Source organism: Bradyrhizobium sp. P5_C11_2 (assembly GCF_054049755.1).
Window position 1 is genome coordinate 1 of sequence record NZ_JBFULT010000654.1, and the last position, 3790, is coordinate 3790.

General features: G+C 62.5%; 5 protein-coding genes. 3 read left to right on the forward strand and 2 right to left on the reverse strand.

Annotated elements, in window-relative coordinates; genetic code table 11:
• Window positions 1–673 (forward strand): CHAT domain-containing protein (locus tag ACXJL8_RS36185; RefSeq protein ID WP_456686549.1); only part of this gene is annotated, 673 nt, incomplete at its 5' end.
• Window positions 674–697: 24 nt separating this feature from the next.
• Here ACXJL8_RS36185 and ACXJL8_RS36190 read toward each other — a convergent pair.
• Window positions 698–1429 (reverse strand): cytochrome c biogenesis CcdA family protein, encoded by a 732-nt coding sequence (locus ACXJL8_RS36190; RefSeq protein ID WP_456621407.1) that lies wholly within the window; start codon window positions 1427–1429, stop codon window positions 698–700.
• Window positions 1430–1635: 206 nt separating this feature from the next.
• Window positions 1636–1902: a hypothetical protein gene (locus tag ACXJL8_RS36195; RefSeq protein ID WP_456686550.1), complete on the reverse strand. Its 267-nt coding sequence runs from the start codon at window positions 1900–1902 to the stop codon at window positions 1636–1638.
• Between the two features lie 479 nt (window positions 1903–2381).
• On the opposite strand from ACXJL8_RS36195, the gene ACXJL8_RS36200 reads away from it, so the two are divergent.
• Window positions 2382–3428, forward strand: coding sequence for a LysR family transcriptional regulator (locus ACXJL8_RS36200; protein WP_456686551.1), 1047 nt, complete (start codon window positions 2382–2384; stop codon window positions 3426–3428).
• Window positions 3429–3457: 29 nt separating this feature from the next.
• Window positions 3458–3790: helix-turn-helix domain-containing protein (locus ACXJL8_RS36205; RefSeq protein ID WP_456686552.1), on the forward strand; the 333-nt coding region annotated here is incomplete at its 3' end.

A 3790-nucleotide genomic window follows, 5' to 3' on the forward strand; every position in this document is an offset into this window, starting at 1 on the left:
GTCGATGGCTGTTCCGTACACGTCCTTCTGGAGTGGCGCGGGCGTCGATCGCGCAAAGCTGGCCACGGCTCTGCCGCGCCTGGCCGATACGGCAGACGAGCTGACGACGATTGCCGGCACTCTGAACGTTCCACGGAGCGATATTCACTTGCGGAAGGAGGCAAGCGAGACGCTGGTCAAGAAATTGAATCTGTCGGAGTTCAAGATTGTCTATTTTGCCACGCATGGCCTGGTCGCCGGAGATGTCAAGGGTCTGGCCGAACCTTCCCTTGCCCTCACGATTCCCGGGGAATCGTCGGATCTCGACGACGGTCTCCTCACATCCAGCGAGGTGGCGCAACTCAAGTTGAACGCCGATTGGGTCGTTCTGTCGGCATGCAACACGATCGCTGGGGACAAGCCTGGCGCGGAGGCCCTGTCGGGGCTTGCTCGTTCGTTCATGTATGCCGGCGCGCGGGCATTGCTGGTATCGCATTGGCCGGTGGAGTCCGCTGCGACGACCCGGCTGACGACAACGGCCTTTGACCTGCTGAAGAACAAGCCGGAGCTGGGGCGCGCTGGAGCGATGCGTGCCGCCATGCTGGCCTTCCTGGAAAACCCGACCGCGGCTGAGGCTACCCATCCCGCCTACTGGGGGCCATTCGTCGTCGTCGGAGAGGGCGGAAGCAGATAGCGCTCGAGAGAGCCGCTATCCGCTCTAGCCGATCGTCTGCAACGCCGGGAACGTCTCGAGCAACCAGATGCTCACATTCGACACCGCGCCGGTGAGAAAGCCGATGCCGGTGATCACCATCAGCACGCCCATGGCGCGCTCGACATTGACGAGTTGGCCCTTCATGCGGGCGAACAGCGCCGAGAACTGCTCGATCATCAGGGCGGCGATCAGGAAGGGAATGCCGAGGCCTGCGGAATAGACCGCAAGCAGCCCTGCGCCCCTCGTCATCGTGGCTTCGGCTGCCGCGATCGAGAGGATCGCAGCCAGGATCGGGCCGATGCAGGGGGTCCAGCCGAAGGCGAAGGCGAGCCCCATGATGTAGGCCCCCCAGAGGCCGACGGGCTTGGGAATCGGCATCCGTCCTTCGCGCATCAGCAGGCCGATCCGCGTCAGTCCCAGGAAGTGCAGACCCATCACGATGATGACGATGCCGGCCAGGATCGACAGCTCCGCCGACCAGGCACGGATCAGCCCGCCGATCAGCGAGGCGCTGGCGCCGAGTGCCACGAACACCGTGGAGAAGCCGAGCACGAACAGGAGCGCCGACATCATGATCGCGCGCTTGGAGGCCGAGGCCGGCTCGTCGCTCTCGACATGCTCGATCGTGGCACCCGTCAGATAGATCAGATAGGGCGGGACCAGGGGCAGGACGCAGGGAGAGAGGAAGCTGACGAGGCCGGCAATCAGCGCCGCCGGGATCGAAACATGTTGCATGATGAAGTCGGAGCCATCTCATGCTCCGGGGCGGCGCGCGAGAGTGCACGCCGCATCGGAGCCGAACCGGCTCTGGTGTAACCGATACCGGGGAATGCGCAACTGAGGCGCTGGAAACCAAGGCTCCGCCCGATGCCGTCTGCAATCACAGATGCGGCATCGGGACGCGCACAAATCTCGCGCGAGCGCGAGGTCGGGCGGCGCGGCTACTTCACCACGCGGAGCAGCGGACGCCGGGGCTGGTCCTGCGTCTGCTTGGAAGGTGGCTGCGGTTCGCTGGCAGCGCCCCGCAGCATTTCGTCGCACAGTGCCTTGAGATCGGCACTGTCARTTCCTTTGAGCCTCATCCGCACGTCGAGGATGACGATGGACAGTAGCTCGGCCGACTCACGGCTGTTGGCCTCGTTGAGAACCCTGCGGCACTCCTCGAGCGTTTCCAGCACCGACTGCAATTGTTCGTCTGAATGCGACACCGGCGTTCTTTCCGTTAATTCGGCCTGCGAGAAATGCTTGTGACGATCCCCTTGGCCCCCATACGGAGCCGAGGATAGCACGAGGAGTCCGTGCCTTCGAATACGATTTCAGTTTGTTTCTGCGTTGAAACCGCGGTTCCAACCAACGTGGCTCCGCGGCGCGAGCGGCGAAGATCGAAGCAGTCAAAGGCAAAATGCTTGTCGAGACGCGAATGATCTAGTCCGCAACGCTGCGCGAAATCTCGCGCGCCGCCATCCGGTCCAGACAGACCCGGCAATCCCGCAGCCAATTCAAGGCTCGCAACGGAACGCACGCGTACCCCTCTTCCAGGCGATAACTCGCCCGATTCCCAGACCCCGGCACACTCCAATACCACTCTAGCACGCTAAGGATGACGTTCAAAACTCGCCAATCCCCAACCCGTCGTGGTTGTGGTTTGCGCTAGATTCTGCCAGTTTAGCGCCCAGAAGGGACTTGTATGCACTCCTTGGCGGAAAGGGGCGTTCCACTGGAGGAACGCCCAAAGACAAATCTCAGCGGCCTCTCCGATTGGGACGCGGCCCGGATATTTTTGGAAGTCGTCAGATGCGGCAGTTTCCGCTCGGCGGCCGAACGCCTGTCGCTGTCGATCAACGCTGTCCGCCGGCGAATCGACGATTTCGAGCGCCAGACCGGCACCACGCTATTCACCCGTGACGTCCACGGCACCCACCTCACCGACGATGGCGCGCTGGTCGTCTCCGCCGTCGAGCGGATGGAAGCGGCGACCTTCGATGTCCTGCGCGCCAGCGATTCGATGGCCAACGCCCTGTCCGGCGAGGTCCGGGTCGCGATCACCGAGGGGCTCGGGACATTCTGGCTCGCCCCGCGGCTGGTCGAATTCCAGCAGGCCTACCCGAAGATCCTGGTCGACCTGCATTGCGCGATGCGCTCGGCCGACGTCTCCCGCCACGAGGCCGACGTCGCCATCCATCTGTCGCGGCCGTCCGCGCTCGACATCAAGCTGGTGCGGCTCGGCCGCATGCATCTGATGTTCTGGGCTTCCGAGAAATACATCGCAAAGCATGGCGCGCCGCGCTCCGCGGTGGAATTGATCAAGCACCGCCTGGTGCTGCAATTCGCCGACCAGCTCGCCGCCAAGGAATCCTTCGAGAGCTTCTTCCCGGGCGTTTCGGAACGTGACCTTCTGGTCATGAAGAMCAACGTCTCAAGCGCCAACTACTGGGCTGTCGCGAATGGCGCCGGAATCGGCGTATTCCCGAGCTACGCCATTGCGCTTGGCGGGAAGTTGATTCCACTGGAGGTCGAGCTGAACAGACCGCTGGATATCTGGCTGTCCTACCATCCCGGTAGTGGCCGGATTCCGCGCGTGCGGCACATGATTGACTGGCTGATCGAGGCCTTCAATCCGGCGCGATTCCCGTGGTTTAAGGAAGAATTCGTGCATCCGCATGAATTCAAGGACGAGTATATGGGCGAACCCCTGACCCAGCTCTTCGGGGGATTTTCAACCGAAGAACGATGAGAAAAACTATGAAGACAGCGGCGAAAAGAATGAAGCAGCGCAGTGCCGGCAAGCCGGACATTGAGCTGGGCAAGCGGATTCGTCTGCGGCGCGTCGAGATGAAGATCTCGCAGGCCGAGCTCGGCGAGAAGCTCGGTGTCAGCTTCCAGCAGGTCCAGAAATACGAGAAGGGCGTCAATCGCGTTGGCGCAGCTCGGCTTCAGCAGATCGCTACCGCGCTCGATGTGCCCGTCACCTTCTTCTACGACGGCGACAACAAGGCGCGCGAAGTCGAGAGCCTGCTGTTCCTCGATAGCGCCTTCAGCCTCCGGCTGCTGCGCGCCTACAGCAAGATCAAGGATCAGACGGTGCAACGTCAGCTC

What these genes read in the sequence shown, in the direction of transcription:
- ACXJL8_RS36190 (WP_456621407.1), bottom strand. Translation starts at nt 1,429, where the DNA reads ATGCAACATGTTTCGATCCCGGCGGCGCTGATTGCCGGCCTCGTCAGC.